26 protein-coding genes are annotated in these 23,776 nt (G+C 60.1%); 19 read left to right on the forward strand and 7 right to left on the reverse strand.

Going from position 1 to position 23,776, the window contains the following annotated elements; all coding sequences use genetic code 11:
- Window positions 1-55: 55 nt before the first annotated feature.
- From AC13QY_RS26075 to AC13QY_RS26090, 4 genes are all read left to right on the forward strand, one after another.
- On the forward strand, window positions 56-1,315 hold the full coding sequence (locus tag AC13QY_RS26075; protein ID WP_269244477.1) for an AAA family ATPase: 1,260 nt from the start codon (window positions 56-58) through the stop codon (window positions 1,313-1,315).
- Entirely contained in the window at window positions 1,312-1,935 is a 624-nt protein-coding gene (locus tag AC13QY_RS26080) for a retron system putative HNH endonuclease (protein ID WP_269244478.1), read from the forward strand. Before AC13QY_RS26075 ends, AC13QY_RS26080 begins: the two co-directional genes overlap by 4 nt.
- Before the next feature lie 396 nt (window positions 1,936-2,331).
- Window positions 2,332-2,925, forward strand: coding sequence for a YqaA family protein (locus AC13QY_RS26085; RefSeq protein WP_145636271.1), 594 nt, complete (start codon window positions 2,332-2,334; stop codon window positions 2,923-2,925).
- Between the two features lie 15 nt (window positions 2,926-2,940).
- Complete coding sequence (locus AC13QY_RS26090; RefSeq protein ID WP_269244479.1) at window positions 2,941-3,453, forward strand: disulfide bond formation protein B; 513 nt, start codon at window positions 2,941-2,943, stop codon at window positions 3,451-3,453.
- Between the two features lie 271 nt (window positions 3,454-3,724).
- Here the strand turns inward: AC13QY_RS26090 and AC13QY_RS26095 are convergent, their stop codons facing one another.
- Window positions 3,725-4,282 (reverse strand): HNH endonuclease, encoded by a 558-nt coding sequence (locus tag AC13QY_RS26095; protein WP_015341304.1) that lies wholly within the window; start codon window positions 4,280-4,282, stop codon window positions 3,725-3,727.
- 110 nt (window positions 4,283-4,392) lie between these two features.
- On the reverse strand, window positions 4,393-5,082 hold the full coding sequence (locus AC13QY_RS26100) for a DNA-3-methyladenine glycosylase family protein (protein ID WP_269244480.1): 690 nt from the start codon (window positions 5,080-5,082) through the stop codon (window positions 4,393-4,395).
- Here AC13QY_RS26100 and gluQRS point away from each other — a divergent pair.
- A complete protein-coding gene (gluQRS, locus tag AC13QY_RS26105) occupies window positions 5,081-5,962 on the forward strand; it encodes a tRNA glutamyl-Q(34) synthetase GluQRS (protein ID WP_269244481.1) in 882 nt (293 codons plus the stop codon). The genes AC13QY_RS26100 and gluQRS overlap by 2 nt on opposite strands.
- On the opposite strand, the gene AC13QY_RS26110 is transcribed toward gluQRS, so the two are convergent.
- A complete protein-coding gene (locus tag AC13QY_RS26110) occupies window positions 5,927-6,865 on the reverse strand; it encodes a YihY/virulence factor BrkB family protein (protein WP_145636277.1) in 939 nt (312 codons plus the stop codon). The two genes, gluQRS and AC13QY_RS26110, sit on opposite strands and share 36 nt — an antisense overlap.
- 100 nt (window positions 6,866-6,965) lie before the next feature.
- Here AC13QY_RS26110 and AC13QY_RS26115 point away from each other — a divergent pair, with 100 nt between their 5' ends.
- The 6 genes from AC13QY_RS26115 to AC13QY_RS26140 all read left to right on the forward strand — a co-directional run bounded on the left by AC13QY_RS26115 (window position 6,966) and on the right by AC13QY_RS26140 (window position 11,735).
- A complete protein-coding gene (locus AC13QY_RS26115; RefSeq protein ID WP_269244482.1) occupies window positions 6,966-7,799 on the forward strand; it encodes an SDR family oxidoreductase in 834 nt (277 codons plus the stop codon).
- 121 nt (window positions 7,800-7,920) lie between these two features.
- Window positions 7,921-8,124, forward strand: a complete 204-nt coding sequence (locus AC13QY_RS26120) for a twin transmembrane helix small protein (protein ID WP_113332360.1) — start codon at window positions 7,921-7,923, stop codon at window positions 8,122-8,124.
- Window positions 8,125-8,235: 111 nt separating this feature from the next.
- Window positions 8,236-8,814 carry a cob(I)yrinic acid a,c-diamide adenosyltransferase gene (locus AC13QY_RS26125; protein ID WP_269244483.1) on the forward strand — a complete coding sequence of 193 codons (579 nt, stop codon included), beginning with the start codon at window positions 8,236-8,238 and terminating at the stop codon, window positions 8,812-8,814.
- 197 nt (window positions 8,815-9,011) lie between these two features.
- Entirely contained in the window at window positions 9,012-9,761 is a 750-nt protein-coding gene (locus tag AC13QY_RS26130) for an electron transfer flavoprotein subunit beta/FixA family protein (RefSeq protein ID WP_113332362.1), read from the forward strand.
- Window positions 9,762-9,782: 21 nt separating this feature from the next.
- Complete coding sequence (locus tag AC13QY_RS26135; protein WP_113421398.1) at window positions 9,783-10,712, forward strand: electron transfer flavoprotein subunit alpha/FixB family protein; 930 nt, start codon at window positions 9,783-9,785, stop codon at window positions 10,710-10,712.
- Window positions 10,713-10,856: 144 nt separating this feature from the next.
- Window positions 10,857-11,735, forward strand: coding sequence for a 3-hydroxybutyryl-CoA dehydrogenase (locus AC13QY_RS26140; RefSeq protein WP_269244484.1), 879 nt, complete (start codon window positions 10,857-10,859; stop codon window positions 11,733-11,735).
- 156 nt (window positions 11,736-11,891) lie between these two features.
- On the opposite strand, the gene tlpA is transcribed toward AC13QY_RS26140, so the two are convergent.
- On the reverse strand, window positions 11,892-12,557 hold the full coding sequence (gene tlpA / locus AC13QY_RS26145) for a thiol:disulfide interchange protein TlpA (protein WP_488494218.1): 666 nt from the start codon (window positions 12,555-12,557) through the stop codon (window positions 11,892-11,894).
- A gap of 23 nt (window positions 12,558-12,580) precedes the next feature.
- Between tlpA and argH the strand changes: the two genes are divergently transcribed.
- The 5 genes from argH to AC13QY_RS26170 all read left to right on the forward strand — a co-directional run bounded on the left by argH (window position 12,581) and on the right by AC13QY_RS26170 (window position 19,138).
- The gene (gene argH, locus AC13QY_RS26150; RefSeq protein ID WP_269244486.1) at window positions 12,581-13,981 is read left to right on the forward strand and encodes an argininosuccinate lyase; all 1,401 of its coding nucleotides are present in this window, start codon (window positions 12,581-12,583) and stop codon (window positions 13,979-13,981) included.
- Window positions 13,982-14,080: 99 nt separating this feature from the next.
- The gene (gene lptM, locus AC13QY_RS26155) at window positions 14,081-14,275 is read left to right on the forward strand and encodes an LPS translocon maturation chaperone LptM (RefSeq protein WP_015341316.1); all 195 of its coding nucleotides are present in this window, start codon (window positions 14,081-14,083) and stop codon (window positions 14,273-14,275) included.
- A gap of 13 nt (window positions 14,276-14,288) precedes the next feature.
- Window positions 14,289-15,560, forward strand: a complete 1,272-nt coding sequence (lysA, locus tag AC13QY_RS26160) for a diaminopimelate decarboxylase (protein ID WP_488494219.1) — start codon at window positions 14,289-14,291, stop codon at window positions 15,558-15,560.
- 349 nt (window positions 15,561-15,909) lie between these two features.
- Window positions 15,910-18,657, forward strand: coding sequence for a TIGR02302 family protein (locus AC13QY_RS26165; RefSeq protein WP_488494220.1), 2,748 nt, complete (start codon window positions 15,910-15,912; stop codon window positions 18,655-18,657).
- 55 nt (window positions 18,658-18,712) lie between these two features.
- Window positions 18,713-19,138, forward strand: a complete 426-nt coding sequence (locus AC13QY_RS26170; protein ID WP_488494221.1) for a cupin domain-containing protein — start codon at window positions 18,713-18,715, stop codon at window positions 19,136-19,138.
- Between the two features lie 45 nt (window positions 19,139-19,183).
- Here AC13QY_RS26170 and AC13QY_RS26175 read toward each other — a convergent pair whose 3' ends face one another.
- From AC13QY_RS26175 to AC13QY_RS26185, 3 genes are all read right to left on the reverse strand, one after another.
- Window positions 19,184-19,543: a response regulator gene (locus AC13QY_RS26175; protein ID WP_488494222.1), complete on the reverse strand. Its 360-nt coding sequence runs from the start codon at window positions 19,541-19,543 to the stop codon at window positions 19,184-19,186.
- 159 nt (window positions 19,544-19,702) lie between these two features.
- A complete protein-coding gene (hpt, locus tag AC13QY_RS26180) occupies window positions 19,703-20,251 on the reverse strand; it encodes a hypoxanthine phosphoribosyltransferase (protein ID WP_095435999.1) in 549 nt (182 codons plus the stop codon).
- Window positions 20,252-20,397: 146 nt separating this feature from the next.
- On the reverse strand, window positions 20,398-21,063 hold the full coding sequence (locus tag AC13QY_RS26185; RefSeq protein WP_488494223.1) for a hypothetical protein: 666 nt from the start codon (window positions 21,061-21,063) through the stop codon (window positions 20,398-20,400).
- Window positions 21,064-21,273: 210 nt separating this feature from the next.
- Between AC13QY_RS26185 and ftsE the strand changes: the two genes are divergently transcribed.
- The 3 genes from ftsE to AC13QY_RS26200 all read left to right on the forward strand — a co-directional run bounded on the left by ftsE (window position 21,274) and on the right by AC13QY_RS26200 (window position 23,761).
- The gene (ftsE, locus tag AC13QY_RS26190) at window positions 21,274-21,933 is read left to right on the forward strand and encodes a cell division ATP-binding protein FtsE (protein ID WP_004107686.1); all 660 of its coding nucleotides are present in this window, start codon (window positions 21,274-21,276) and stop codon (window positions 21,931-21,933) included.
- Window positions 21,926-22,969: a cell division protein FtsX gene (locus tag AC13QY_RS26195; RefSeq protein ID WP_488494224.1), complete on the forward strand. Its 1,044-nt coding sequence runs from the start codon at window positions 21,926-21,928 to the stop codon at window positions 22,967-22,969. Before ftsE ends, AC13QY_RS26195 begins: the two co-directional genes overlap by 8 nt.
- Before the next feature lie 69 nt (window positions 22,970-23,038).
- Entirely contained in the window at window positions 23,039-23,761 is a 723-nt protein-coding gene (locus AC13QY_RS26200) for a YdcF family protein (RefSeq protein ID WP_488494225.1), read from the forward strand.
- Window positions 23,762-23,776: the final 15 nt, after the last annotated feature.

Below are 23,776 nucleotides of genomic sequence, written 5' to 3' on the forward strand. Positions count from 1 at the left end.
TCGAAAAGAATTCCGTTTAGGCTCGATTGACTGCGTGGCCAACTGGAGAACAATTGTGATCATTACCAATCTGAGGATCGAGGGCTATCGCGGTATCAACGACCTTCGATTGGAGTTCGATGATAAAATAACCGTTATCGTGGGTAGAAACGGTCTGGGAAAATCCTCTATACTTGATGCAACGGCGTTACTCTTGGATACTATCCAACGTGGATGGCCAAGCGCAGATTTGTCGTCTCATTGGCAACAACCGCGATTGCAAAAAAAGGACAAAAAGCTTGGCAGTAACGACGCGCTGGTCGAATTGGGCTTCTCATTCGAAACCACTAACAACTCTCACCAGCCAGCTCCCATAGGTCTAAGTACCCGATATAGCGAAACAATTAACAACAATATTTCCAGTACACTTTCGTCCCTTATGAATTTTATTCAAAAAGGCGGACTGATAAACGAACCTCGCCCACTAATGGTTTATTATAAGCAAGATCGAGGTTTTGACTCTAGCAACGGTGTTCCGTCGTCCAATTTGCAAGGCGTTGTACAAACCTCTTTACAAGGGGATTTGCGGGCCATTAGCCAACTACAAATGTGGTGGGATAAACGTGATGCCGAAGAAGCTCGTCACGTACGGGATCAAGACCCCAATTATCGCGACCCTCAATTGGAAGCAGTGAGGAACCTGATTAAAGAAATCGACGGCTTCATTGGCATAGCATACTCATCAGTAAAGGAGCCAGAAGGCCTTTATTTTGAGAAGACACCCAACACCTTTATTCACGTCAACATGCTTTCATCCGGGGAGCGCTCGTTCATCATCCTGTTGGCCGACCTCGCGCGTCGTCTTCAAATTGTGAACCCCGACGCGCCCCTTGGCGAAATTCCAGGCATCATACTGATCGACGAGATCGAACTTAACCTGCATCCCGCATGGCAAAGTAAGATCATTGCTACTCTCCGCCGAGTCTTTAGGCGTTGCCAATTTGTAATCACAACGCATTCTCCTCAAGTTATTTCGTCTGTCGAGAGTGAACACGTCCGAGTTTTGTCCATATCGGAAGATGGGCATCTTGCGGTGGACATTCCGCTACGTACGAAGGGCCAAACGAGCAACTACCTTTTGGAGGGAGTTTTTGGTTCTAACGAGCGCTTCCCTGAGATTGATGAATTAATCCAGGAGTTCAACAATGCAATCGACGCAAGCGATACCAAGTTAGCCGCGAATCTTCTCCAACAAATAACATCCGAGATTGAGGGCGATCCTCCTGAACTACTCGTCCTAAGGAAGAGGCTCTCAAAGCTCGGGGGAGAAAAATGAAGGGCAGTAGAAAACTCGAACCTCCTCTTGAACTGGTAAATTGGCTTGCTCAGGCTAATGAAGACTGGCAACCGGCCTATCCCTTCGATAGCCCCGCCGTAAGAGATGCCGTCCGGAATGCGCTATATCAGGACCAAAGAGGCGTTTGCGTCTATTGCGGCAGAAAGCTTAGCCTGTCACGACCGGGGAAAACCTACCATATTGAGCATTTTCGCCCACAGACAACTTATCCTACAAGAGCGGTTGCATACGAAAACCTTTTCCTGAGTTGCGGCCAAGAAGATGGCAATGGCGGGCGGGCACCAACCTGTGGGAGCGTAAAAGGCGATTGGTTCGACGAGCTCGCCAATATTTACCCCGCTTATTCGGAATGTACTGCCCGATTTCGCTTCACGCTAAACGGTGAAGCCGTCCCGGCTACAGATGGCGATATGGCAGCAACGGAGATGATTGAGCACCTTAAATTGAATCACCCCGAACTAAGGAAAGATAGAGAAGACGTTCTCCGATTGATGGATGAGGGAACTTTGTCTCCGCTTGACTACTGGAATGCCGACGACCAAATCGCAGAAAGCTATGCCCACGTCGCTTTCCAGCATCTAGGCCAAACTATCCCCTGATGCTTTACACTGAGGCGCTCACTGCTCGTCTCATTTTTCATGAGCGAGATTAATTGGCTTCGGGCGCGTTGAACAAAACCTAGCTGCTGGATGGTTCCGGCCGGCCCTTCGGCCGCCTCAATTGCACCTTCAATATCGGTCACACGATAGGACATGTGGTTCTCTGGGTCCTTGGCCTTGCCAGCTTCCTTATGTTTATCGTGTGATCCCGCGTCGTCCTTAACGAAACGCGAGTTGAATATTACTGAGAAGGTCTGGTGACGGCTTCGATGCCGCCATCTTAACCCCACACCATCACGAAAAATTTTGCCTTTCCGCCACTTCCGTCGGTCCTCGACCATTTACAGCCATAATCCTGCCCCCTAAAGGTTTGCAACGCAGCAAAAAGGGGGCCCTATGCTTCGTAGACTGTACGACTGGACCATGTCGCTCGCCGGCCGCAAATCGGCGGAAATCTGGTTGGCCGTGATCGCCTTCGTCGAGAGCTCCATCTTTCTCGTTCCGGCGGATGTGCTTTTCCTGCCGATGTCGCTGGCGAAGCCGGAGCGTGCCTGGCGCTATGCGCTGACGGCGACGGTTGCCTCCGTGCTTGGCGGCATTGCCGGCTGGGCGCTCGGCTATTACGCCTTCGAGACCATCGCCAAGCCGATCCTGGAATTCTACGGCAAGCTCGACGCCTTCAACCAGATGAGCGCCGGCATCACCTATGAATGGGTTCTCCTGCTGCTGGTCACATCGGGCCTGGCGCATCTGCCGCCGATCAAGGTGGTGACGATCCTCTCCGGCGTCGCCCATATCAATCTCGGCCTGTTCATCGTCTCGGCCATCGTCGCCCGCGGCGCCCGCTTCTTCCTCCTGGCCTTCCTGCTTCGCCGCTATGGTGAATCCATCCGCCACTTCATCGAAAAGCGCCTGGGCCAGATCACCATGGCCGTCGCCGCCGCTCTCATCGCCCTCTATGCCGTCTTCCATTTTGCTTTGGCGAGCTGACAAGGAGCCCTCAGCATGTCCATGACTTCGCCTTCCCCCCGCGCCGGCCTCGGCTATGGCCTATTGCTGACGATCGGCATGATCGTCGTCATCGGCTCGGCGCTCGGCTTCCAGTACATTGGCGGCTATATCCCCTGTGCGCTCTGCCTCGATCAGCGCCAGCCCTATTATTACGGCATCCCCGTCGCTATCATCGCCGTGCTGACGGCGGTTGCCGGTCTGCCCTCCTGGATCACCCGCGGGCTGCTGATCATCGCCGGCCTGATGATGGTGGTCGGCGGCGGTATCGGCGTCTATCACGCCGGCGTCGAATGGCACTTCTGGGAAGGCCCGACCACCTGCTCGACAACGGCCAGCAGTGTCACGCAGAATGCCGGCGACCTGCTCGGCCAGCTGAACACCATCAAGGGGCCGTCCTGCACGGAAGCAGCCCTTCGTGTCGCCGGCCTTTCGATGGCTGGCTGGAATGTGATCGCCAGCATGATCCTGGCTGCGATTGCTTTTGTGGGGGCAAAGAAGGCTGCGTGAATCATTGGGCGAGTAGCCGTGATCTCTCGCATGTCGCGGCTCTGATACCCCCCTCTGTCACTTCGTGACATCTCCCCCCACAAGGGGGGAGATTGGTGGGAGTGTGTCGCACCTGCAAAGCAAAGTAAGCTCAACGACAGCAGATACGATGTCGATTTAGGTCGGGAAGGTACCGCAAGTTACCGATCTCCCCCCTTGTGGGGGAGATGTCCCGAAAGGGACAGGGGGGGTGCCGCACTCACTTCAAACTCGGACCTAAAGAAGCACGTCCTTACGGCTGCAGTTCCGAATCCCAGTAGAGATAGTCGAGCCAGCTGTCGTGCAGATAGTTCGGCGGGAAGAGGCGGCCGTTATTGTGCAGGTCCTGCACGGTCGGCTGGTATGGCTTCTGCGCCGGGAACATGCCGGCCTGCTTCGGCAGTTTGCTGCCCTTGCGGAGATTGCACGGCGAACAGGCGGCCACGACGTTCTCCCAGGTCGTCTCGCCGCCGTGGGCGCGCGGAATGACGTGGTCGAAGGTCAGGTCGTCATGGGAGCCGCAATACTGGCATTCGAACTTGTCGCGCAGGAAGACGTTGAAGCGGGTGAAGGCGGGATTGCGGGACGGCTGCACATATGTCTTCAGGCATACGACGCTCGGCAGCCGCATCGAGAAGCTCGGTGAGGACACGCACTGATCGTATTCTGCGATGATGTTCACACGGTCAAGAAAAACCGCCTTGATCGCGTCCTGCCAGGACCAGAGCGACAAGGGATAGTAACTCAGCGGTCTGTAGTCAGCGTTCAGCACGAGCGCCGGCAAGGACTGCGGGGAGACTGCAATCGTCAAGGAACCCTCCTGATCGATTCGGCATCTGCACCTGTATATTAGGCCGGTTGTTACAGGATTGTGAAGTCCAATAAATTCAGTGCATAAAGGCGATTTCGAGACATAGCCGATTAAACGATCGGCAGCGCATCCCGGCGCGTTTTCACGGCATAATAAGCCCAGAAAAGCCGGGCCGCGACCGAGCGCCAGGGCGCCCAAACCGCGGCTTCCCGGGTGATTTCCTTGGCCAAGGGCCTGACTTCATGGCCGAAAGCCATGCCGACGGCCGCCTGAAGCGCCACGTCGCCGGCCGGAAACACATCTGCGTGACCGCCGCAAAACATCAGGTAGACCTCGGCCGTCCAGGGGCCGATCCCCTTGATGGCGGTCAGTTCGGCGAGCGCCTTGTCGGGTGATTCGGCGCTGAGCGCACGGAGATCGAGGCTGCCACCGGCAACAGCTTCGGCAACACGGTGAAGCGTCTCGTGCTTGATTCGCGACAGGCCGAAGGTCCGCCAGGCCTCCGGCTCCAGCCCGGCATATCCCCGAGCGGTCACCTGCCCCATCCCGGCGATCATTTTCCCCCAGATCGCATCGGCGCTGGCGCGGGAGACGACCTGCGACACGATGATATGGGCAAGCCCTTCGAAGCCCGGCTCGCGCAGGCGCAGCGGCAAGGCGCCGGCTTCCGCGGCAACCGGCCGCAGGCGCGGATCGAGCTCCAAAAGGGCTGCCAGTCCCTGTTCGATATCGCGCTCGTCGCGAATGATCTGCATGACGCCTCGTGGTCCCCGGTTCAAATTCGTGGCAGAAGAAAGCATGATCGAGATTCCCCGTCAAAAGCCGAAGTTCCGTTTTGCCCCGAGCCCGAACGGCCCGCTGCATCTTGGCCATGCGCTGTCGGCGATCCTCAATCACGACATGGCGGCAAAGGCAGGCGGCGATTTCCTGCTGCGCATCGAAGACATAGATCAGGCGCGCTGCACACCCGATTTCGAAAAAGGCATCTATACCGATCTCTCCTGGCTCGGCCTCAGCTGGCAGCAGCCGGTGCGCCGGCAGTCCGAGCATTTTCCGGCCTATCAGACAGCGTTGCAGACGCTTGTCGAGCGCGGCCTCGTCTACCCCGCCTTCCTGACGCGCGGCGAGGTCAAATCGCGCGTCGCCGCTTTCGAAGCGGATGGTAAATCCTGGCCACGCGATCCTGACGGCACGCCGCTCTATCCGCCCGATGACCGCGAGCGCAGCGATGCCGAGCGGCAGCGCCTGCTTGCTTCGGGCATGAAACACGCCTGGCGTCTCGATATGAAAAGAGCGCTGGCGGCAGCGGACGAACCATTGCATTGGCGGGAAAGCGGCGATGGCGAGACGGGCATTATTCCAGCCGATCCCGCCGCCTGGGGCGATGTCGTGCTGTCACGTTCCGATGCGCCCTCCAGCTATCATCTTTCTGTTGTCGTCGACGATGCCGTGCAGGGCATCACCCATGTCGTGCGCGGGCTCGATCTCTTCCACGCCACATCGATCCACCGCTTGCTGCAGACGCTGCTCGGTCTGCCGGAGCCGCTCTATCATCACCACCGCCTCGTCCTCGGAGAGGATGGCAAAAAACTCTCCAAGAGCATGGGTGATACCGGCATAGCCGAATGGCGCCGGCAGGGCCTTTCACCGGCGGAGCTTCGCCGCCGCATCGGCCTCTGATTCCGCCGCTACCTTTTCCGATGACACCTCCGCAGCAGGGCGGCTCGCCGCCTTGCCGAACAGCAGGCGGCGCACGCGGAACTTCATCAGCGCCGCATTGATTTCCGCCCCCATGATGAAGATCACCGCCAGCATATAGAGGAAGATCAGCACGATCATCACCGATGCCAGGCCGGCATAGGTGGCGGTGTAATTGGCGAAGGTGGAGAGATAATAGGCGAAGAGCACCGCGCCGATCGACCAGAACACCAGCGTCAGTATCACGCCGGGAATGACGTCGAACAACCGCCTGCGTCCGGCGGCCAGCCACAGATGCAGGATCAGCAGGCCGGCCAGGAGCAGAAAAATCGTGCCGTAGATCCGCCAGCTGAAGACGATGTCGAGGATATCGGCAAGCTTCGGCAGCCATTGCCTGGTGTAATTGAGGGCGAGCGGCACTGCGACGAGCAGGATACTGAGGATGGCGAAGATCAGCACCGCGATCAGCACGTAACCGAGGCTGGCAAGGCGATTGAAATACCAGGGCCGGGTTTCGGGCACGCGATAGGCGCGGTTCAGCGATATGCGCAGCGCCTCGACGCCGTTCGAGGCGAAATAGGCGGCCGCAAGCACGGAGATCGTCAAAAGGCCGCCGCGCGGAATGGTCAGCACCTGCACCACCTGATCTGCAAGCGGCTTGGCGATCGCCTCCGGCCAGGTGTCGAAGATCAGATGCACAGCCGTCGACGAGAATTGGCTGGCGCCGAGAAAGCTTGCGAGCGCCGTGCCGAAGATCAGGAAAGGGAAAACCGCGAGCAGCGTCGACAGCGCCACATGACTGGCCATGGCGAACCCGTCATCCTCGACGAAATGGAACACTGCGTCGTATATCACCTTGTAAGTCGTCCGCAGGGCTGTCGGCATCCCATCTCCGCTTGACGTCGGCGCTCACCTGCCGGTTGTCGATTGTATCGGGTTCCTGAATATGGGAAACGAGTCCCGGTTTGTACAGGAATCATCTTCCATGACGGAACAACGCACGATCCTTATCACTGGTTGCTCCTCCGGCATCGGCGCTTATTGCGCGCGAGCGTTGCGCGGCGATGGATGGCGCGTCTTTGCAACCGTGCGCAAGGAAGACGATCTCGCCTCGCTCGAAGCCGACGGCATCGAAGCGCTGCTCCTCGACTACACAAAGCCCGAGACCATTTCCGCCACCGTAGCGACAGTGCGCGAGCGCGCGGGCGACCGCATCGACGCCCTCTTCAACAATGGCGCCTACGGGCAGCCGGGCGCCGTGGAGGATCTGACGGCCGATGTGCTGCGCGAACAGTTCGAAACCAATTTCTTCGGCTGGCACGAGCTGACGCGCCAGATCCTGCCGCTGATGCGCAAACAGGGGCATGGCCGCATCGTCAACTGCTCGTCCATTCTCGGACTGGTTCCCTACCGTTTCCGCGGCGCCTACACGGCCTCAAAATTTGCACTCGAAGGGCTGACGATCACGCTCAGAATGGAGCTGCAGAATAGCGGCATCCATGTGAGCCTCATCGAGCCCGGCCCGATCGCGACGCGTTTTACGGCCAATGCGCTCGCCAAGATCAACGAGCATATCGACCTCGAAGGCTCGCCCCATGCGGTGGAATATCGCAGGCAGCTGAAACGGCTTGATGGATCAGGTCCGATCAATAAACATAAATTGGGTCCGGAAGCAGTCTATGATGTGCTAAAATCGGCTTTGAACGTGAGAAACCCGCGCCCGCATTATCTGGTAACGACACCCGCCAAGCAGGGCGCCTTCTTGAAAAGGCTATTGCCGGCTAACCTTTTCTATCGTCTGATGCGCCGGCTGGACTAGAGCAATCCCACGAAAGGCGCGAAGCGTGTTTTCCGCTTGTGATTGCTTGAAATGATGACCTTGAGTGACTTGAAGCTTCAACGGAGCGCTGAGCCACTCTGAAGACAAGGGTGGAGGAGCCATGTCTACCGTTACCTATGTTGCCGCCATCATTGTCATGGGACTTGTCGCGATCGTTCTCATTCGCGGCCTGCTGAACATGATGAAAGGCGACAACCCGAACCTTTCGAACCGGCTGATGCAGCTGCGCGTGCTGCTGCAGGCAATCGCTGTGATCCTGATCATGCTGACGCTCTGGCTGACGGGCGGCGGCCGCCCGGCCTAAAGCAATTTCAGGAAAAGTGCGAAGCGGTTTTCCGTCCGGAATTGCTTAAAATAAAGGGTTAGGGCATTTCGCGATTCAAAAAAGGCGAAAGGCTCTAACCACAGGAACCCGATGGTCAAGCTCAACAAGATCTACACGAAGACCGGCGACGACGGCACGACAGGCCTTGCTGCCGGCCCGAGGCGGCTGAAGCACGACCTGCGCGTCGAAAGCTACGGCACGGTCGATGAAGCCAACTCCGCCATCGGCGTTGCCCGGCTGCACACGTCGGACATGCCCGAGATCGACGCGATGCTGATGCGCATCCAGAACGATCTGTTCGATCTCGGCGCCGATCTTTCGACCCCCGAAACAGAGGAGCCGCCCGCCTATGAACCCTTGCGCATCATCGATCACCAGGTCGAGCGCCTCGAGCGGGATATCGACCGGCTGAACACCGATCTCGAGCCTTTGCGATCCTTCGTCCTGCCCGCCGGCAGCCCCGCTTCCGCCCATCTTCACCTTGCCCGCACGATAGCGCGTCGCGCCGAGCGCCTCATGGTGGCGCTGTCGCGGGAGCGAGGCGAACGGGTGAGCCCGGCGGCGCTGAAATATATCAACCGCCTTTCCGATTTTCTCTTCGTCGCGGCACGGCACGCCAATGATCGCGGCCAGGCCGATGTTCTCTGGGTTCCCGGCAAGAATCGATAGCGGCGCGAATTCGATCACCGAAGGCAGACATATTGACGTTGACGTAAACGTTATTTATGCCTTTCAAGCAATTCGTCTCTCGGCGGCCTGGAAGCGTTGTAATTGGGAAAAAAACGCGTATCCATGTCGCCATTCGACAAATGGAATGGCGCTAAACAGCGCATGTTCTCGGGCGGTCATGTTGAAGGAAGGATTCCATGAAGATTCTCGTCCCCGTTAAGCGGGTTGTTGACTACAACGTCAAGATTCGCGTGAAGCCGGATGGTTCTGGCGTTGAGCTTTCGAACGTGAAGATGTCGATGAACCCGTTCGACGAGATTTCGGTCGAAGAGGCGCTGCGTCTGAAGGAAGCCGGCAAGGCCGAGGAAGTGGTGGTCGTATCGATCGGACCTGCCAAGGCTGAGGAAACTCTGAGAACGGCGCTTGCCATGGGTGCGGATCGTGCCATCCTCGTCGAGACCGACGATGCCGTCGAGCCGCTCGCCGTCGCCAAGATCCTGAAGGGTGTCGCTGAAGCCGAACAGCCGGGCCTCATCATCGTCGGCAAGCAGGCGATCGATGACGACTCCAACCAGACCGGCCAGATGCTGGCGGCGCTCCTCGGCACGGCGCAGGCAACCTTCGCCTCGAAGATCGAGATCGGGGATGGCAAGGCTCAGGTGACGCGCGAAGTCGATGGCGGCCTGCAGACCATCGAGGTCAAGCTACCGGCCGTCGTCACCACCGACCTGCGCCTGAACGAGCCGCGCTACGCCTCGCTGCCGAACATCATGAAGGCCAAGAAGAAGCCGCTCGACAAGAAGAGCCCGGCCGATTTCGGCGTCTCGACCGAGCCGCGCCTGAAGGTGCTGAAGACCGAAGAGCCGTCGGGCCGCAAGGCGGGCGTCAAGGTTGGCTCGGTTGCCGAGCTGGTCGAAAAACTCAAGACCGAAGCCGGCGTGCTCTGAGGATAGGAAAGGATAAGACCCATGGCCATTCTTCTTCTGGCTGATCACGACAATGCCCACCTCTCCGACCAGACCGCCAAGGCGCTGACGGCTGCCACAAAGATCGGCGGCGACATTCACGTGCTGGTCGCCGGCGCAGGCGCCAAGGCTGCAGCGGAACAGGCGGCAAAGCTTGCCGGTGTCTCGAAGGTGCTGGTTGCCGAAGATGCAAGCCTTGCCAACAATCTGGCGGAACCGCTGGCGGCCCTGATCGTATCGCTTTCCGGCTCCTATGACGTGATCATCGGCGCGGCCACTTCGGTCGGCAAGAACGTGCTGCCGCGCGTTGCCGCCCTGCTCGATGTCGCCCAGGTCTCGGAAATCATCGAAGTGGTTTCCGCCGACACCTTCAAGCGGCCGATCTATGCCGGCAACGCCATCCAGACGGTGCAGTCGACCGACGCCAAGAAAGTCATCACCGTGCGCACGGCCTCGTTCGCCTCCGCCTCTGAAGGCGGCTCGGCCGCGATCGAGACGGTGTCTGCAGCTGCCAATCCCGGCCTTTCCACCTTCGTCGGCGATGCCTTGTCGACGTCTGATCGTCCGGAACTGACCTCTGCCAAGATCATCATCTCGGGTGGCCGTGCACTCGGCTCGGCGGAGAAGTTCAGGGAAGTCATCTTGCCGGTTGCCGACAAGCTCGGTGCCGCCGTCGGCGCCTCTCGCGCGGCCGTCGATGCCGGCTATGCGCCGAACGACTGGCAGGTCGGCCAGACGGGCAAGGTGGTGGCACCGCAGCTCTATATCGCCTGCGGCATTTCCGGCGCCATCCAGCATCTGGCCGGCATGAAGGATTCGAAGGTCATCGTCGCCATCAACAAGGATGAGGAAGCCCCGATCTTCCAGATCGCCGACTACGGCCTCGTCGCCGACCTCTTCGAAGCACTGCCGGAATTGCAAAAGGCGCTCTGATCGCGCCGATAGAGTTTCTCGCAGTTGCGAGAGACTGGAAAATCGTCTTTTATAGGTCTATCAATCTTTGCCGGGCTAGAAATGGCCCGGCAAATTTGAATTAAAAGCATAGCGCATCGCCAGGAGCGCGCCGGGGAGTTGGCAATGAGTTCGCTGAAGACGATCGGTATTATCGGCGCGGGCCAGATGGGCTGCGGCATTGCCCATGTGTCCGCCATGGCCGGCTACAAGGTCCATATCTACGATCTCTCGCAGGATCGCATCGAAAGCGGCCTTGCCACCATCAACGGCAATCTCGCCCGCCAGGTCGCATCCGGCAAAACAACCGACGAAGAGCGCAAGGCAGCGCTCTCCCGCATCACCGGCTCGGCCGATCTCAACGATCTCGCCCAGGTCGATCTCGCCATCGAGGCGGCGACGGAAGACGAAAGCGTCAAGCGCAAGATCTATGCGCAGGTATGTCCGGTGCTGAAACCCGAAGCGATGCTCGCAACGAATACCTCGTCGCTCTCGATCACCCGCCTTGCCTCCGCAACCGACCGTCCCGAACGCTTCATGGGCATCCACTTCATGAACCCGGTTCCGGTGATGAAGCTCGTGGAGCTGGTACGCGGCATCGCGACCGAAGAATCGACTTTCTCCGCTGCCAAGGACTATGTCTCCTCGCTGGAAAAGACGATCACCGTCGCCGAAGACTTCCCCGCCTTCATCGTCAACCGCATCCTGCTGCCGATGATCAACGAGGCGATCTACACGCTCTATGAAGGTGTGGGCACCGTCGATGCCATCGACACCGCCATGCGGCTCGGTGCGAACCACCCGATGGGGCCTCTGCAGCTTGCCGATTTCATCGGCCTCGACACCTGCCTCTCGATCATGCAGGTGCTGCATGACGGGCTCGCCGATTCCAAGTATCGTCCCTGCCCGCTGCTGGTGAAATATGTCGAAGCCGGCTGGCTCGGCCGCAAATCGGGCCGCGGCTTCTACGACTATCGCGGGGAAACGCCGGTTCCGACGCGGTAAGATACCCTCGCCCCATTGGGGAGAGGGTCGCGCGACAGCGCGGGGTGAGGGGGCGTTACCGGCAAACGGTACTGTTTACCCAGCAACGCGCTTGCTATGACACACCCCCTCATCCGCCCTGCCGGGCACCTTCTCCCCCAGGGGAGAAGGAGAAAATCAAATACCCGCCGCAGCCTTCACCAGGTTCTTGGCATCCTCGCTATCCCAAGCCGCCGGTCCGTTTATGGCCGACAGCAGGCAGCCCTTGTCGTCGATGAGAAGCGTCACCGGCAGCCCAAAAGCGAGGCCCTGTTTCTTCAATACATTGAACACGCCCATCGTATTGTCGCGATAGTAGCCGAGCTTGTCGATCGCATATTCCGTACGAAATGCCTTGGTCTTTTCGTCGTCGCCCGTATCGATATTGACGGCAACCACTTCGAACTTGTCGCTGCCGGCGCTCTTCTCGAGCGCGTTCAGTGCCGGCATTTCCTCGCGGCACGGCACGCACCAGGTCGCCCAGACATTGAGCAGCACAGTCTTGCCGGCGAAACTGCCGATCGACAGCGGCTGGCCGTCAGCCCCCTTGAAAGAAACACCCTGAAGCGAGATCGGCGCCGGCGGCACGCTCATGGCGGCGACCTGGCCCTTGGTAAAGGGCGTCAGGGCAGCGGCGCGATCCCTGGCGGTCCCGCATTGATCGGCCGAAGCCGTTTCACCAATGCCATTGCCATACCCCGCCTCCTTCACGTATACCGCTGCCGCACCGGCAATAACCCCGGCGACGGCAGCGAGCATAACGAGTTTCATGGACGGCAGACCGAACGGCTTCTTTGCTGTCATTTCATTCTCCAGGTGGGCATCTCATGACTGACGGCACGGACACCAAATCCTCCAACCAGATGTGGGGCGGGCGTTTCGCTTCCGGCCCCGCGGCAATCATGGAGGAGATAAATGCCTCGATCGATTTCGACAAGAAGCTGTTTGCCCAGGATATCCGCGGCTCAATCGCGCATGCGAGCATGCTCGCCAATCAAGGCATCATTTCAACCGAGGATAAAGACAAGATCGTTCACGGGTTGAACACGATCCTGTCAGAGATTGAAAGCGGCAATTTCGAGTTTTCGCGCCGCCTCGAAGACATCCATATGAACGTCGAGGCGCGGCTTGCGGCCTTGATCGGCCCGGCCGCCGGCCGCCTGCACACCGCCCGCTCGCGCAACGATCAGGTGGCGCTTGATTTCCGTCTGTGGGTGAAGGAAGAGCTGCAGAAGTGCGAGCAGGCGCTGACCGATCTGATCGCCGCCTTCCTCGATCGCGCCGAGGAACATGCCGAAACCGTCATGCCTGGTTTCACCCATCTGCAGACGGCCCAGCCCGTCACCTTCGGTCATCACTGCATGGCCTATGTCGAAATGTTCGGCCGCGACCGCTCGCGCGTGCGCCATGCCATCGAGCATATGGATGAATCGCCGATCGGCGCCGCTGCCCTTGCCGGCACCGGCTTCCCGATCGACCGCCACATGACGGCCAAGGCGCTCGGCTTCCGCGAGCCGACCCGCAACTCGATCGATACGGTCTCCGACCGCGATTTCGCCCTGGAATTCCTGTCGATCGCGGCCATCGCCGGCATGCACCTGTCGCGCCTTGCCGAAGAGATCGTCATCTGGTCGACGCCGCAATTCGGTTTCGTGCGCCTCTCCGATGCCTTCTCCACCGGCTCCTCCATCATGCCGCAGAAGAAGAACCCCGATGCCGCCGAACTCGTGCGTGCCAAAACCGGCCGCATCAACGGCTCGCTGGTGGCGCTGCTGACGATCATGAAGGGCCTGCCGCTCGCCTATTCCAAGGACATGCAGGAAGACAAGGAACAGGTCTTCGACGCGGCCGAAAGCCTGGAACTTGCCATTGCCGCCATGACCGGCATGATGCGCGACATGACGATCAACACTGCCCGCATGAAAGCCGCCGCTGGCTCCGGCTATTCCACCGCCACCGATCTCGCCGACTGGCTGGTGCGCGAAGCAGGCCTGCCTTTCCGCGATGCCCACCACGTGACGGGCCGCGCCGTGGCGCTTGCCGAAAGCAAATCCTGCGAGCTGGCTGAGCTCTCGCTTGCGGACCTGCAAGCGATCCATCCGGATATCACCGACAAGATCTTCGATGTCCTGACGGTCGAAGCCTCCGTTGCCAGCCGCAAGAGTTTTGGCGGCACGGCGCCCTCGGAAGTGCGTAAACAGATCGCCTTCTGGCGCGCTCGCAACTGAGAAAATCGCCGAAAGTCACAACCAACAATCAGGGTGCACAAGGCCTGGAAACTTCGCTAAGAAGAGTGACTTCCGCGTTTGCCGCCCAAGAGGATTTCGATGCAGATCAACATGCCGCACATCATCCGCCTGACCGTCGTGCTTTCGGTCGTCGGCCTTGCCGTTGTCGGATGCGGCCGCAAAGGCCCTCTCGATCCGCCGAGTGCTCATGCGACCAAAGGCGGCGACGTCTCCAAGCCGACGAAGGAGCCGGGTACGGAGGACAAGAAGTTCTTCCTCGATCCGCTTCTCTGATTGGGCAACGACCGTGAATCATTTTGAGTATCGCGACGGCATCCTCCACGCCGAGGATGTACCGGTTCCGGAGATCGCCAAGGCGGTCGGCACACCCTTCTACGTCTATTCGACGGCAACGCTGGAGCGCCACTATCGCGTCTTCGCGGAAGCCTTCGGCGATGTCGACGCCATGGTCTGCTACGCCATGAAGGCCAATTCCAACCAGGCGGTGCTGAAGACACTCGGCCGCCTCGGCGCTGGCGTCGATGTCGTCTCCGTCGGTGAGCTGCGCCGCGCGCTGGCCGCAGGCATTCCGGCGAGCCGTATCATGTTCTCAGGTGTCGGCAAGACAGCACAGGAAATGGACTTCGCGCTGGAAGCCGGCATCTACTGCTTCAATGTCGAATCCGAGCCGGAACTGGAAGTGCTGAACCAGCGCGCCGTCCGCGCCGGCAAGGTCGCTCCCGTTTCCTTCCGCATCAATCCGGACGTTGACGCCCGCACCCATGCGAAGATTTCGACGGGCAAGAAGGAAAATAAGTTCGGCATATCCTGGCAGCGCGCTCGCGCCGTCTATGGCCGCGCCGCCAGCCTGCCTGGGATCAAGGTCACTGGCATTGACATGCATATCGGCAGCCAGATCACCGAGCTGCAGCCATTCGACGACGCCTTCAAGCTGCTGCGCGATCTCGTGGAGACCCTGCGTGGTGACGGTCACGACATCCATCACGTCGACATCGGCGGCGGCCTCGGCATCCCCTATCGCGACGACAACAATCCTCCGCCCCTGCCGGATGCCTATGCCGAGATCGTCAAGAACCAGCTGCGCGGCCTCAACTGCCGGATCGTGACCGAGCCCGGTCGCCTGATCGTCGGCAATGCCGGCATTCTCGTGACCGAAGTCATCTATGTGAAGGATGGCGGCGACAAGAGCTTCGTCATCGTCGATGGCGCCATGAACGACCTCATCCGTCCGACGCTCTATGAAGCCTATCACGAGATCCGCCCCGTTGTGACGAGTGCTGCCGATATCAAGCGCATCAAGGCCGATGTCGTCGGCCCGGTCTGCGAGACGGGCGACTATCTGGCGCTCGACCGCGAGATGGCGCTGCCGAAGCCCGGTGATCTGCTGGCCGTCGGCTCAGCCGGTGCCTATGGCGCCGTGCAGGCCGGCACCTACAACAGCCGGCTTCTGGTTCCCGAAGTGCTGGTCAAGGGCAATGAATTCCACGTCATCCGCCCGCGCACAACCTACGAGGATTTGATCGGCCTGGATTCCATCCCGGCCTGGCTCGAAGGTTAATCGGCTTCATCGGCAATTTCGGGCAGGACCGCAAAAGCTGCTTTGCCCGATCACGTTTCGGCGAAGTGCGGTGAAAAAACAGCCTTTTGCGCCCGTTGCCCTCGTCTTCGCCACAAAGAATGTTATCTTTGATTGAATGGTGTCTCGCCGGGCGCCGCGTGCGCGAGCGTGTGGGACGCCGCGCCATCCCCAACGGGCCACTAGAGCGGATGATTTTGGATCGAATCGATCGAAACTCCGAATCCGCTCTAGAATCAGGGAAGTAGAGCATGACGCCGTCCGAAAACCGCTTACACTTTTCGGCATCATGCTCTGGCCATCAACGTCAGATCGGGAGAAGACCGGACCGATGACCAGCCCCAGCAACCCTAAGAAGGGCGCTTTCGCCACCCGTCCGGCGCTGGCGCGCATGGTTGCGGTCAAGCGTCTCTTTGCGCAGCTGGTGCTCGTCAGCGAGCAGCTTCTGCCACGGCTGCTGTTGCCGGCATCCATTCTGGCTCTTTTCCTGTCCGTCGCCTGGTTCGGCATTTTCCGCATTGCGCCGGATGTCCTGCGCTTTCTGCTGCTTGCCGTTTTCGCGGTCGGCTTCGCCATCTCCCTCTATCCGCTGCGCCGCCTGCGCTGGCCGAACACCGTCGAGGCGGACCGGCTGCTGGAGGAGCGCAACGGTCTCGCCCACCAGCCCGTTACCGTGCAGGAAGACGAGCCGGCGCTCGATACCCCCTTTGCGCGCGCGCTCTGGCGCGAGCACCAGACGCGTATGGCTGAACGCATCGCCGCTTTGGATGCGGGCCTGCCAAGGCCGGATATCACCCGCTACGACCGCTTCGCATTGCGCGCCGTCCCGGCCTTGCTGCTGGTAACAGCCTTCAGCTTTTCCATGTCCAATAGCGGCGGCTCGCTCGGTGATGCCTTCACGGCATCAAGCTCGACATCGAGCAACCCGGATGTCCGCGTCGATGCCTGGGTTACCCCGCCCTATTACACCGGCGAAGCCCCCGTCTATCTGACAGGCAATGTCGACAATGCCGGCAATAGCCTGAACGTGCCGCAATTCTCCGAACTCACTGTGCGTGTTTCGGGTGCTGCGACGGATGAGAAAGTGCTGTTCCAGACGACTGGCGCCGAAAAGGGCGTCGAAATCCCCGAGCAAGCCGCTGACGCTGACAAGCAAGGCCCCGCTGGCGCAAAGCCTGCAACGCCTCCTGCCGTACCACCGGCAGCGAACGGCACCGGCAATATTCCGGCCGCGGACGGAATGGTTGCCCGCACCCATGTTCTCAAGCTTGAAAAGGGCGGCGAGCTGACCGTCAACGGCAAGTCCTGGTCCTTCAATGTGGTCGTCGACAAGCCGCCGGAGATCACCTTCGACGGTATTCCGCACGCGACGGCGAGCGGCGCATTGGAACTCGGCTTCAAGGTCAAGGATGACTACGGCGTCGAGGAAGCCCATGCCGAGATCGTGCCGGTGGAATCCGATCCGGCTGCCAAACCCCTATACGGCTTGCCCGAATACAAGCTGGAACTTCCGCGTCGCGACCGCCGCAATGGCAAGGGTCTGGCGAGCCACGATCTGACGCAGGATCCGCTTGCCGGCAAGCGCGTCCGCATCACCCTCGTCGCCAAGGACGGCGCCAGCCAGACCGGCCGCAGCTCACCCTACGAGATGGTATTGCCGTCACGCAATTTCAGCCAGCCGCTTGCCGCAGCCGTTGCGGAAGAACGCCAGGTGTTTGCGCTTGACACGCGGAAGATGCCGGAGGCGATTGAGCTCAACAAATCGCTGACCATACGGCCCGAAGAGACAATCCCCGATCTCGGCAATTATCTCGCCATCAGGTCCGCGCTTACGCGCATGAAGCTCGCGAGCAATGAGGCCTCGCTGAAGGATACCGCCGATTATCTCTGGCAGATCGCGCTCGGCATGGAGGACGCGCAGCTGACCGATGCGGAAAAGGCCTTGCGCGACGCCCAGCAGAAGCTTTCCGACGCCCTGCAGCGCAACGCCCCCGACGCCGAGATCAAGAAGCTGACCGACGAGCTGCGCAAGGCGATGGACGCCTACATGAAGGAGCTGGCCGAGCGCATGCGCAACATGCCGGCCCAGCCGAACCAGCGCTCCGCCAATATCCTGCGCCAGCAGGACCTGCAGCGCATGATGGATCAGATCGAGAATCTCGCCCGCTCCGGCAATCGCCAGGCCGCACAGCAGATGCTTTCCGAACTGCAGCAGCTGATGAACAGCCTGCAGGCCGGCAAGCCCCAGCCGGGGCAGCAGCAGAACCAGGCCAACGACAAGATGCGCGAGCAGATGGACAAGCTCGGCCGCATCATGCGCGACCAGCAAAAGCTGATGGATCAGACCTTCAAGCTCGATCAGGCCATGCGCGACCGCATGCAGCGCGGCGATTCCAACGAGGACGGCGATGGCTTGATGGATCAGCCCATGCCCGGCCTCAACGACCCGATGCGTCCGGATATGGGCCAGCGCAATCAGGGCCAGCAGGATCAGCAGCAAGGCCAGAACCAGCAGGATCAGAAGGGCAAGGACCCCACTGATGGCATGACGGCCGATCAGCTGCGCGACGCGCTGAAGCAGCTGCGACAGCAGCAGGAGGATCTCGGCAAGCAGCTCGGCGAACTGCAGAAAGACCTCGGCTCGCTCGGCATGAAGCCGAACCAGAATTACGGCAAGGCGCAGCAGGAAATGAAGGGCGCGTCCGGTCAGCTTGCCGAGGGCAATGGCGAAGGCGCCGTGCAGGGTCAGGGGCGCGCGCTGGATGCCCTGCGCAAGGGGACGCGCGAAATGATGAACCAGCTCATGGCCCAGATGCAGCAGGGTCAAGGTCAGGGGCAAGGCCAAGGCCAGATGCCGGGGCAGATGGGCCAAGGCGGTCAAAACGGCCGCGACCCGCTCGGCCGGTCACGCAATGACGGTGGTTTCTCTGACAACCCCAACGACAACATGGTGCCAGACATCATCAACGCAGAGCGCGCCCGCCAAATCCTCGACGCCATTCGCGAGCGGCTGAGCAACAATCCATCGCTCAGCGAAGAACGGCGCTATCTGGAACGTTTGCTGAATCTGGGTCAGTAAGGCAGCCCGCCATCAAAGAAGTTGCCTGTCTTCATGCTTCGCAAAGGGGGATGATATGGAGACCAAGCTTGCCCATATTTCGGATCTGCCTGTCGCGACAGGTCTGCCCGACGTTGCCGACGCGGATGCGAGGCTGAGCGGCAAGCACGAGATTCGGCTGGCCAAAGCTGTGGGCATCACGCAATTTGGCGTGAACCTCGTCACCCTCGATCCCGGAGGAATGTCGTCATCGCGCCATTGGCATATGGCGGAGGACGAGTTTCTCTATATTCTGACGGGCACCCCGACGCTGGTCGACGAAAACGGTCACCATATTCTCGGGCCTGGCGATGTCGTGGGGTTCCCGGCGGGGCAACCGAATGCGCATCATCTGCTCAACCATTCCGCCGCCGCGGTGACGATGATCGTTGTCGGCTCAAGAAAGCCGGGAGAAGAAACTATCTACTATCCGGATGACGATTTCGGCCCTATCCGCAAATGATGATGACGTCGGCACAGGAAACGACTGCGCCGATAGTCGAGAGCTTCAGGCAGCCAAGGCCCGGGCAACAGCCTTGCGGATGTCTGGCAGCGCGAAGGGCTTGGCAACGACGTCGACGATCTTTTCCAAGAGGTCGTCGGCGCGCTCGCGCTGTTCCGCATAGCCGGTCATCAGCAGGATCTTCATGCCTGGGCAGGTCGAATGGGCCTGATGGGCAAGCTCGATGCCATCCATCACGGGCATGCGGATATCCGACAACAGGAGATCGTAGCCGCCCTCTTTCAGCTTTTCTAAGCCTTCCGCTCCGTCGGCCGCCTCTTCGGTCTCGTGACCGTCCAAGCGCAGCGCGCGGGCGACGAAGGTGCGAAGTGAATCTTCGTCTTCCGTGATCAGAATTTTTGCCATGGTCCGTGCTCCTGGTCCGTCATGTTCCGCGACCGAAATCACCAGAATTCCGTTTGCGATAGGTAAACGGCGGACAGGCGATCAAGCTCCGTGGTTAACGGATCGTCATCGCCGGAGCAGAATGGGACAGGCGGACAGGCCGCCTGCATTAACTTAAGATCAGGCCTCAGCGTCGCCTGTGACGACACCGACGAAGGGCAATTCGCGGAAGGCGTAGGCGACATCCATGCCGTAGCCGACAACGAAATAATCGGGGCATTCGAAGCCGACATAATCGGCTTCCAGCTCTTCCTGGCGCTTGACGCTCTTGTCGAGCAGGACGGCCAGCGTGACGTTGCGGGCGCCACGCTCGTAGAGCAGCTCCTTGGCGAAACGCAGCGTGCGGCCCGATTCCAGAATGTCGTCGATCAGCAGCACGTCGCGATCCCGAACGTCGCTGTCGATGTCCTTGACGATGCGCACGCCCTGCGATGTCGTGCCGGCGCCATAGCTCGAAAGCGTGATGAACTCGACCTCCGGGGCAAGCCCGGTCTCATGCAGCGCCCGCAGCAAATCGGCTGCGAAGATGAAGGAGCCCTTGAGGATGGCGATGACAAGGAGGTCCTTTGTCGGCCCGCTGGCAATTTCCTTGGCCAGGGCATGATTGCGCTCCGCGATCTGCTCGGCAGTGAAAAGCGGCTCGATATTCTTCCCGCGTACGACAGGCATTGATTGGCATGCTCCATGGCTGCGCGGCCCCTGGCCGCCGATCAAGCTCTACAGCGCCGCACGTCGTATACGACACGACGCGTCAAGGTCGCTGTAGCACTCTAAAGCAGTAGCCCGTAGCACACTCAGCGGCTTGGACACACCCCCTATGGCATGAAGGAAAGCCGGACATCCGGCGTTTTTCCACCAGGATGCTGTAATCTTGTGGAGAATCCGCGGCTTTCATGCGGTCCGAGGCGATCGACCGGCGTGTCAACGACGATGCTTCTGACCAGCTGACCACCGGCAAAAAGATCGGCGCGCACCTGCGGAACCGAAAGCGTGGCACCGCTGACATTCTCGATGATGCCGTTCAATCTCAAGACGGGTAGCCCGTTCTCATCCCTCGGCGTCAGTGTCACATGCGAGAACTGCAGCGGATCGGATGTCGCCTCGGCCGATGCGCCGGAGAGACCGAAAAAACCGCCCGAAAGGCCGAAGATCAAGATTGCAAGGCAGATGATGAGCGCCACGAAGCTGCGCCGCGATGCCTGCTGCAAGACTTCCTCAGTCACCCGCAGAACGGTGAGGATGCGCGAAAGTGTAGTCTTGCGCGCCACTGGCTGAGGTCTAGGTTGGTTACGCCCGCCATAGCGCATATTGACGCCCGATGCTGGCCGCCCGCGTGCGGCGGAAACGGTCACGAATTCGGCGTCGACAATATCGGGTTTCGGCATGACGTAATGCACCGGGCTCGACCCCGCTCCGCGTTCGGGCGGAATGAGGTCATAAATAAGCCCCGTCTGTTGTTGACGGTGGCGAAAAGCGCCCATGATGGCCTCCCGTTGCGGTGATCCACATGGTTTCGACGCCCATTGCCAATCTGGGCATTGAAACGAATCCTGCCCAGTCGTAAATTTTATTGGTTAATGCTTCGCAAAGATCGCCATGAATAGGGCGCCTTTCCAGAAAAATTTACCGGCTGTTAATGCCATTGGTTAACAAGTCGCCTGATTGAACCCTGCGGAAGACTGGACTGCCCGTTGATTCATTTTGAGAACGTCGGTTTGCGCTACGGCATGGGTCCGGAGATCCTCCGCGACCTGAGCTTTGACATACCGAGGAAATCGTTCCAGTTCCTGACCGGCCCTTCCGGCGCCGGCAAGACGACACTGCTGCGGCTGCTCTTCATGTCGCTGCAGCCGACGCGCGGGCTGATCCGCATGTTCGACCGGGAGATTTCCTCGATCCCGCGCAACGAGCTGCCGCTCTTGCGCCGCCGCGTCGGCATCGTCTTTCAGGATTTCCGGTTGCTCGAGCATCTGACGACCTATGAAAATGTCGCCCTGCCGCTGCGCGTGCGCGGCAAGGAGGAAAGCTCCTACCGCACCGACGTCCTGGAACTGCTGAAATGGGTAGGCCTCGGCGAGCGCATCAATGTGCTGCCGCCGGTTCTCTCCGGTGGGGAAAAGCAGCGCGCCGCGATCGCCCGTGCCCTCATCGACCGCCCGGAAATCCTGCTTGCCGACGAACCGACGGGCAATGTCGACCCGCCGATGGCACGCCGCCTGCTCAATCTCTTTCTGGAACTCAACCGTCTCGGCACCGCCGTCGTCATTGCCACGCACGATCTCGCTTTGATGGACCAAATCGAGGCGAGGCGCATGATTCTATCGGGGGGGCATCTCGATATCTATGACTGACCCCCGCCCCCGCAGGACAGCCCCGAACACCGGAGCTCCGCAAGCACAGCAGGCGCCTGCAGCACCCGCAGAACGCAAGCGCCCGGAAATGCGCGTGCGCCCGACGGGACCCATCGTGCCGTCCTCCAACATTCAGGGCAATGCGCTGATCGTCGTCATCGCCATCATGGCCTTTCTTGCCTGCCTGACGCTCGGCGCGGTCAGCATGGTGCGCTCGACGGCGGCAAGCTGGGAGAGCCAGATTTCCCGCGAGATCACGATCCAGATCAAGCCGGACGACAATCTCGACATGGAAAAGGCACTCGCGAGCGCCCGCGATATCGCATTGAGCTTCGTCGGCACCAAGTCCGGCCAGATCGTCGACGAGGCGGCGACTGCGCGCCTGCTCGAGCCGTGGCTCGGCGCCGGCCTCGATATCAAGGAACTGCCCGTCCCGCGCCTCGTCATCATCACGATCGACGAGACGCATCCGCCTGATTTCGAGGCGATGCGCAGCCTGCTCAAGGCACAGATCCCGCAGGCAACCCTGGACGACCATCGCACCTGGGTCGATCGGCTCGTGTCGATGGCGCACACCACCGTTCTCATCGGCACCGGTGTGCTGCTGCTCGTCTTCACCGCCATGGTACTGACGGTGGTCTTCGCCACGCGCGGCGCATTGTCGGGCAATCGCCATATCGTCGAAGTCCTGCATTTCGTCGGCGCCGAAAGCACCTTCGTCGCCAATGAATTCCAGAAGCATTTCCTGAAGATCAGCCTCAAAGGCTCGGGAGCCGGCAGCGCGCTCGCCGCCCTCTTCTTCGCGACAGCCGGCCTTCTGCAGAGCCATACGATCGCCACACCGCAGACCGATCAGGCAACGGCATTGTTCGGAACTTTTTCCGTCGGCGCGCTCGGCTATGTCGGCATTCTCGCGACCATGATCATCATCGCGCTGCTGACAACGCTGACGGCACGTTTCACCGTCATGCGCACGATTTACGAGATCGATCTGGTCCGTTCCGATCCTGGGCGGACGGATAGCGTACCGAATTGACGCTTCAGCGATGTTTTTTTACCGTTTGCCAGCCCGTTCATTGCCGCAATTGGCGTATAATAGCGAATCATGAGCATGGATCTGACGACTCGCAAGTCCGTGAGTTTGCAGTCGCTGCGGGCCCGACCCCGCGGTGATAGACCCGTGCGCCGCAGCCTGTTCCGCCGTCTCTTGCGCTGGGGCGGCTTCGCTTTCATCTTCCTCGTAGCCATCATTTTCGGCGGCTTCCTGCATTTCGCCGATTCGATCACCACCTTGAAGCCGCCGCTCGACCCCAAGGCCGATGCCATCGTCGTGCTGACGGGCGGCTATCAGCGGATCGATCAGGCGGTGGAGCTGCTGCGCACCGGTGCCGGCAACCGCCTGCTGATATCGGGCGCACATCCGACCACCACGCCAACGCAAATCCGCAAGCTGACCCAGAGTTCCGCCAGCCTGTTCAGCTGCTGCGTCGACATCGGCTATGACGCGCTCGATACGATCGGCAATGCCCGCGAAGCGGCAAAGTGGATTCACGCCAGGGGCTACAAGAGCGTTCTCGTTGTCACGAACAACTACCATATGCCCCGCAGCCTCGCAGAACTGAAATACGTCGATCCCTCGACCGATTTCATTCCCTATCCGGTCGTCAACTCCGATCTGAAGAGCAAGAACTGGTTCACGGACCCGAATGCGCTGCGCACGATGATCGCGGAATATGCCAAGGTGCTCCTTGCCGGCGCCCGCAACATCACTGGACTTGGACGCCCGACCGGCTTGCGTTCGCGTCAGCCGATCGAGGACGACGACTAAGGCCTGTCGCGCAAA

Source organism: Martinezella sp. CNPSo 3795 (genome assembly GCF_057784475.1).

What these genes read in the sequence shown, in the direction of transcription:
- AC13QY_RS26080 (WP_269244478.1), top strand. Translation starts at nt 1,312, where the DNA reads ATGAAGGGCAGTAGAAAACTCGAACCTCCTCTTGAACTGGTAAATTGG.
- AC13QY_RS26085 (WP_145636271.1), top strand. Translation starts at nt 2,332, where the DNA reads ATGCTTCGTAGACTGTACGACTGGACCATGTCGCTCGCCGGCCGCAAA.
- AC13QY_RS26090 (WP_269244479.1), top strand. Translation starts at nt 2,941, where the DNA reads ATGTCCATGACTTCGCCTTCCCCCCGCGCCGGCCTCGGCTATGGCCTA.
- gluQRS (WP_269244481.1), top strand. Translation starts at nt 5,081, where the DNA reads ATGATCGAGATTCCCCGTCAAAAGCCGAAGTTCCGTTTTGCCCCGAGC.
- AC13QY_RS26100 (WP_269244480.1), bottom strand. Translation starts at nt 5,082, where the DNA reads ATGCTTTCTTCTGCCACGAATTTGAACCGGGGACCACGAGGCGTCATG.
- AC13QY_RS26110 (WP_145636277.1), bottom strand. Translation starts at nt 6,865, where the DNA reads ATGCCGACAGCCCTGCGGACGACTTACAAGGTGATATACGACGCAGTG.
- AC13QY_RS26115 (WP_269244482.1), top strand. Translation starts at nt 6,966, where the DNA reads ATGACGGAACAACGCACGATCCTTATCACTGGTTGCTCCTCCGGCATC.
- AC13QY_RS26120 (WP_113332360.1), top strand. Translation starts at nt 7,921, where the DNA reads ATGTCTACCGTTACCTATGTTGCCGCCATCATTGTCATGGGACTTGTC.
- AC13QY_RS26125 (WP_269244483.1), top strand. Translation starts at nt 8,236, where the DNA reads ATGGTCAAGCTCAACAAGATCTACACGAAGACCGGCGACGACGGCACG.
- AC13QY_RS26130 (WP_113332362.1), top strand. Translation starts at nt 9,012, where the DNA reads ATGAAGATTCTCGTCCCCGTTAAGCGGGTTGTTGACTACAACGTCAAG.
- AC13QY_RS26135 (WP_113421398.1), top strand. Translation starts at nt 9,783, where the DNA reads ATGGCCATTCTTCTTCTGGCTGATCACGACAATGCCCACCTCTCCGAC.
- AC13QY_RS26140 (WP_269244484.1), top strand. Translation starts at nt 10,857, where the DNA reads ATGAGTTCGCTGAAGACGATCGGTATTATCGGCGCGGGCCAGATGGGC.
- tlpA (WP_488494218.1), bottom strand. Translation starts at nt 12,557, where the DNA reads ATGACAGCAAAGAAGCCGTTCGGTCTGCCGTCCATGAAACTCGTTATG.
- argH (WP_269244486.1), top strand. Translation starts at nt 12,581, where the DNA reads ATGACTGACGGCACGGACACCAAATCCTCCAACCAGATGTGGGGCGGG.
- lptM (WP_015341316.1), top strand. Translation starts at nt 14,081, where the DNA reads ATGCAGATCAACATGCCGCACATCATCCGCCTGACCGTCGTGCTTTCG.
- AC13QY_RS26165 (WP_488494220.1), top strand. Translation starts at nt 15,910, where the DNA reads ATGACCAGCCCCAGCAACCCTAAGAAGGGCGCTTTCGCCACCCGTCCG.
- AC13QY_RS26170 (WP_488494221.1), top strand. Translation starts at nt 18,713, where the DNA reads ATGGAGACCAAGCTTGCCCATATTTCGGATCTGCCTGTCGCGACAGGT.
- AC13QY_RS26175 (WP_488494222.1), bottom strand. Translation starts at nt 19,543, where the DNA reads ATGGCAAAAATTCTGATCACGGAAGACGAAGATTCACTTCGCACCTTC.
- hpt (WP_095435999.1), bottom strand. Translation starts at nt 20,251, where the DNA reads ATGCCTGTCGTACGCGGGAAGAATATCGAGCCGCTTTTCACTGCCGAG.
- AC13QY_RS26185 (WP_488494223.1), bottom strand. Translation starts at nt 21,063, where the DNA reads ATGGGCGCTTTTCGCCACCGTCAACAACAGACGGGGCTTATTTATGAC.
- AC13QY_RS26195 (WP_488494224.1), top strand. Translation starts at nt 21,926, where the DNA reads ATGACTGACCCCCGCCCCCGCAGGACAGCCCCGAACACCGGAGCTCCG.
- AC13QY_RS26200 (WP_488494225.1), top strand. Translation starts at nt 23,039, where the DNA reads ATGAGCATGGATCTGACGACTCGCAAGTCCGTGAGTTTGCAGTCGCTG.